This is a genomic window from Nitrosopumilus sp. (genome assembly GCF_025699255.1).
Classification (GTDB): Archaea; Thermoproteota; Nitrososphaeria; order Nitrososphaerales; family Nitrosopumilaceae; genus Nitrosopumilus.
This window is the reverse complement of the sequence record NZ_JAILWA010000020.1, coordinates 1-6,591: the sequence shown is the minus strand read 5'-3', so window position 1 is coordinate 6,591 and position 6,591 is coordinate 1. Positions and strand designations below refer to the sequence as shown.

Here is a 6,591-nt window from a genome sequence, read left to right as displayed (position 1 = left end):
CCACAGAAACAACCATTCCTGTCAACGGTACTATCTCAGGCACAAACTCCACAGAGGTTAAAATTCCAATAATTTTACCAAATGCTACAGAATCTTGGAAATTTGATACTCAGGTCAATGGTTCTCGTTTCATAGGTGATGTATACATACAAGAAACTGATTCTAGCCTAATTCTAGATGGTGATGGATATGTATCAAATGATGGAAATTCAACTAGTGATATCTCAAATCTTTCAGTAACTGCATGGGTAAATCCAGATTATTCTGGCGGTTCATCAGAATTTACTGTTGTTTCAAAGGAAAAATCATTTGCTTTAACCATCAACAACAACATAAAACCGGAACATGTTGCTAAATTTGCTGTATTTGATGGAATCAAATGGCATACTGTAGAAACTGTTACTCAAATTGGAAATAATTGGTCTCATATAGCTGGAACATTTAACGGTACAACACTTTCAATTTACACAAATGGTACTATATCTAATGTAAATGAATCAGTAGAAACAATTTCTATTTCATTAGATGGACAACTTGAACCAAAAACAATCGAAACTGTTACCTCAACTTCTGATGTTGTTATTGGAGCATCACTTGAAAATCAAAGAACTGTTGATGACGTAACAAAACAATTTCATGGTGAAATAAAAGAAATCAATATCTTTGATGTATATCTTTCTTCAGAACAAATTTTAGAAATATATTTACAAACATTACCAATAATTGAATCATTATACAATACAACAACAATACAAATTGTTGAAGAAGAAAAAGAAATTGTAATTGTTGATGTATTAAAACCAAAAATAATTACAAATTCAACTATTGTTAATGCAACCAATATTGATATTACAAATACCACTGATACATCAATTACATTTAATGATACACAAAATTACATTCCAGTTATAGATGAAACATTAAATGAAGAACTAAACAAACTTACTGTTTCAACATGGATTAATCCAGATTATACATCAGGTTCAGCAGAATTTGCTGTTGTTTCAAAAGAAAATTCATTTGTACTTGGAATTAACAATATTTATTCACCTGAAAAAGTTCCAACACTTGCAATCTTTGATGGAATTAAATGGACAAAAATAACTGGTGTAACACAGATTACTGATTGGTCTCATCTGGTTGCCGTAATTAATGGAACGAATATTTCATTATATTTGAATGGTAATTTAGAAGCTCAAACAACACTTCCAGAATCATTTGTTATTTTAGATGGGGAAATGTCTCCAACATCTGCTGAAATCGCAGAAAATGATTCTGATTTGATCATTGGTGCATATCTTAGTACCCTTAGAAGTAAAGTGGCTCTCTCAAACCATTTCTCAGGTACAATTAATGATGTTTTAGTTTACAAAGATGCCCTATCCCAAGCCCAAATCAATCAAATTTACTCAGAAATGACAAATCATTCTGGTATAGAATCTTCAATTCCATTTGAATCCCAACTATTGTCATTTACTGATCATGTGACAATAATGCTCAATAATGCAACCATTTCTGAAACAATTCTAGTATCTTCAGTTAACTCAACATCAACTGCACCTGTTCCATTTGAATCAATTGGATTTGTAGATTATGTTTCTTACAAATTAAATGGTTCTACAAAGAACTTTTCAGTTGATGTTATGAATATATCTGATGTTGTTGTTGCAACATTAATTCCTGCAGATACACAAAATATCATTGCTTTAGATTCTTTGTCATTCAATGACTCTTTGGATATTAAAATAAATGATGAGTCAATAAACCAACAAAATGAAATTTCCTTAATCGAATCAATATCGTTTGAAGATTATGCTAATACTTCATTAAATGGAATTTTTGATGTTATGTTCACAGAAATTTTATCATTAAATGCCACGATTATAACAAGTAATTATACAACGCCAACAAATAATATTCTCTCTAACATTGAGTTAGATCACAATACAATTGAAGTTGGAAAATCTGTAATCTGGACACATAATGTAACCTTCTCTAATAATACTGATTCAGTTGCAATTGAGATTCCAGCTGATGCAGAAATTCTTTCAATCAAAACAATCAATTCAACCAATGAAACTGTAATCTTTGATTCAAAAGATTATGAATTAATAGAAAATTCAACACATACATCTGTCAATGGTTTGTATGACGATACAGATATTTCAAATAAAGATCTAAAGAAATACTTTAGGTTACTTGATTCTGTTGTAACAATTCAATCCCAAATTAATGAAACAAACTCAAAAATTGCATATTACGCAAATCTTGATACTGCAAAAGCACACAAAAAATTAGACAAGCTTGATTCAAAACTAGATAAACTAGAAGAGAAATTAGATGCAAAACTAGACAAACTTTCTGCAATTGTTCCAATGGCATCACTTCAACAAGTACGTGGATTGTTACAAGAAGACAAGCCACTCAAAGTTTTGTTGCTTAATGATACTGCTGAAAATCTAGAATTGACCTTCATGACTCCTGCACCATATACTCAAGAATCAGATAACTCTACAAATGGAAAATATGCAAAGAAGGTTACAGTAGCACACGATTCAGCACTTCATTATTCAAATGTAACAGCATTTTCACCAATTCCTGAGAATTTAGTCACTAAAGGAGTAGAATTTAGCCTATTTTGGAATATTAATGGAAGCAAGGTTGATGTGACTACTGATGATCGCTTTGCAGTAGAGTTTGTAGATACTGATGGAAATGGCATTGAAGACCAAATGCAGTGGATTGTTCCACAACTCTCTGAACAAGAGTTTGACATTGAAGCAGACATTACCATCATCAATGTCCAAAGTTATCCTGTTGTTGGTGGTACATGGAAAGTTAGGTTTACCACAAATGGTACTGCAGATCTTATCATCACCGCATCAAATGGAACAACATACGGCGATGCATTACCTGATGATTTGAAGTTCCTAGAACTAAACAATGGTACACATACACTCATTCCAGAAATTGTTGGAGAATCATATGTCTATCGTAACTATACCAGTACTGAGGAAGGATTTGAGATATCTCGTGTGATGACACCTGGTAAACACCACATAATGTTCCAGTTTGGAAATGATGTAATGTTTGCACACAACAGTGCTAGAGTTGTCAATGGTCCTGATGCATTCTTGATGCACGGTACTCCAAACTTTTTGTCAATTAATAGTGCAACTACAGATACTGAGGACAATATGATTTTCTCAAGTGGATTCCAAACACTTGGATGGCCATCTCCTGCTGACAGAGAGGATCCAATCTTTAGTCACACTAATTCTCCATGTACTAGTGCAGATTCTTGTGATGTTGTATCAGTAAGTGAAGCAGGAATGTACAGAATCAACTATGGTATGATGATTACTCAAGATGCTGAACAAAGATATGGCATAATTGGAATGGTTCAAAATGATACTGATGGTACTGGAGGATTTGGAACAGGCGGTTCAACAACAAACTTCTGTTATGATGGTGGTTTCACAAGAACTTCTAATGGAATTACTGAAACTGCAGTAACTGGTGAATGTCTAATGCCACTTGCTGCAAATGGTGAAGTTAGGATTGCACTTGATAAAATTTCAGATGATGGCCCAACTGCAAATCCTTCATTTAATACAAATGAAAACTGGTTCCATATTCAAAAAGTAAAGAATCCTACAGCTATCTTGCGAACTACTACGGATCAAAATATCCAGATTTCCTCAACAACTACACCTCATATCATGACATTTGGTACCTCAAATGTTGAACAAATAGATTCATCAACATTTGCATTTAATGATACAGCTGATTCGATTGTTGTAAAGAAAGATGGTGCCTACAAAGTAACATACAGCGTTCTCTTGGATAATCTATCCACAGCTGGAGCAGGTAGATTCCAAGCTATTGGCCTTCTTCAGACAAACAGTACAGGCTCTTATGTTACAAATGAATATGGTCGTGATACTTCATACCTAAGAGAAACAGACTCTTCTAATCTTGGCGCAGTTTCTGCATCAACCATTCTTGAATTATCTGCATTTGATGCAGTTAAAGTTGGAGTACTACATGAAGATGACTTTACTTCTACAATTGATGCAAACAGATATCATCTTGATATAGAATATCTTGGGGCACTATCTGATATTCAGATCCTAAGACTACATAACAGCGTAACAGAGCTTGATTTGGATACTACTCAGGAAATCCAATGGGATACTGGAGATGAGATTGATAATGACTTTACATTTACTCCAGGAGCATCTGCAACAGACATTACCGTAGAAAGAGACGGTCTGTATCATGTTTCTTATGGTATAACCACCATAGATCCTACTCCTTCTTCTGCTAGAACAGTACTCAAGACAAGCTTGCTAGTTGATTCTGGTTCTGGTCCAGCAAATGCTGAAGCATGTTTTGGTTCTGCATACACTAGAGGTTTAACAAGTGGTTCCACATATGATGAGGCTGCACATGAATCAAGCTGTTACATTGAACTTAATGCAGGTGATGTGATTAGCGTTCAAAGCTTAAGATCTTCTACTTCTGATACTGATCTTCAAGTAATTGCTGATCAAACATGGCTTACTGTTCAGAGTTTGACTTTGGGTGATGTGCAACTAGAAACATTGACCTTTACTGATGAAGTAACAACTGATCTTATTAAAGGAGTAAGTGTATCAGAATCACTAACATTCTCTGACGGAACAGTTGAAGTTACCAAATTTGGTGAAGATAATCTACAAGAATCACTATCATTCACTGACGCAGTTGACACCACCAAAGCAGCATCCGTAGATCTAACAGAATCACTAACATTCGTTGATGGAATGGTTATCAAATCAGCAGGATTAATCATCATTGCATTAGAAGAAACAATGTCATTTTCTGTGAATGCTCAAGGATTTCCAATAACTGATGGAACATACTTTGGTGATAATTTAGCATGTCTTGGATTAGGTTGGTCTCCTGGTACTGTTATCACATTAAAACAAATCCAGAACAGCTGTACCACCACCACATCAGTCACTACTAATCCTGGAGATGATTCAGTTGTAAAAATGGTCACATTCTATAATGGTACAATAGGAAATGCTCAAAATACTATAATCACTGGTAAAGAAATTGGTAATGATATCAATGCAAACTTTGCAGCATTTACTGGAGATATCACTGTAGCCCTTGTTGAAATGAATATTGGTCCTGTGACTGAAAATGCTGAACTTGATTCTATGCAGATTACTGATGTCCAGGAAATTCAAGGTAACATTGACTTGTCTGAACTAAATGGTGTTGTTAGTGCAGGTAAACAATTTGGTATTAAAATTTCAATGAAGTCATCTAACGCAGGTGGAGATGATCTACAAGTGGTATGGGGTAAAGATACTGTTGGAAACCAGAGATTTATGGTAGATGTTATTTCAGCAACTCAGTATGTTGAAGAATTAGAAGAATCCTTGACCTTCACTGATCAATTTGAGAAAACTTATTCAGTTACTTTGACAGAAACTTTATCATTTACAGATTCAATTAATTTAGATGCTCCAATCTCATTATTTGAAACTCTAACTTTTGTTGACAGTGTAACAAAATTTGTTTCTCTGTCTGAATCACTCTCAATATCTGACGAAGTATCGACTGCAGTATTTGGACCAATAATTGGTTCACCTACATCACTCTTTGGCCTTAATGATAATGGTGCTTGTGTTGATGAAGAAGATCACTCTAGTCCTGTCATTGTAACTCTTGGAACATCATACAATGGATGTAGCCTACAAGATCAACTCTTCCTTACTTCTTCAACTTCAAATGAAGAGAACCTTGCACTATTCTACTTGCCTTATGCATACAATGCTGAAGCAAAAATCCAAGGACTAAGTGCTGGTAATGAAATTGGTTTTAGAACACGAGATCTAGGGGGAACTTTGAATCTTAAATTAGTACAAGTAGATATTTCAGGTGCTCCTAGTATAGATAGCGTAATTGCAACCAAATCTATTCCTGTGTCTGTTAATACGTGGCAGGAATACACTGACATTTCTGGATTATCTGGAATTATAGAAGAAGGATTTGCATTAGGCTTCCAGGTAACCTTTGAGGCAGATACTTCAGATTCTAACAGAAAATATTTGCGCTGGGGTACTCAGCCTGGTGCTAATGATCGTGAATTCCATGTAGAATTAGATGTTCAATTAACAAAATCACTAACAGAATCTCTAACCATGAATGATAAAGTGAATTTAGTAATTCCTGTCTCACTAACAGAGTCACTTGGAATTTCTGATAATATTAACAAACAAGCATCTGTTCAACTAGAAGAATCACTTACATTTACTGATGCCTTTACTATTATGAAACAAGCTGCAATATCTTTAGACGAATCTTTATCATTCACTGACACAGTTGACACCACCAAATCAGCTTCTGTCTCACTAACAGAATCTATCACTTTCACTGACAACATTTCACAAACTGCTTCTGTCTCACTAACAGAATCATTATCATTTACTGACAACATTTCACAAACTGCTTCTGTCTCACTAACAGAATCATTATCATTCACTGACGCAGTTGACACCACCAAAGCAGCATCCGTAGATCTAACAGAATCTA

At 34.5% G+C, this 6,591-nt stretch carries 1 protein-coding gene; it reads left to right on the top strand.

What is annotated here, in order from left to right:
• Positions 1 to 6,591, top strand: a 6,591-nt coding sequence (locus K5781_RS10125) for a LamG domain-containing protein (RefSeq protein WP_297443768.1), incomplete at both ends; no start/stop codon positions are given.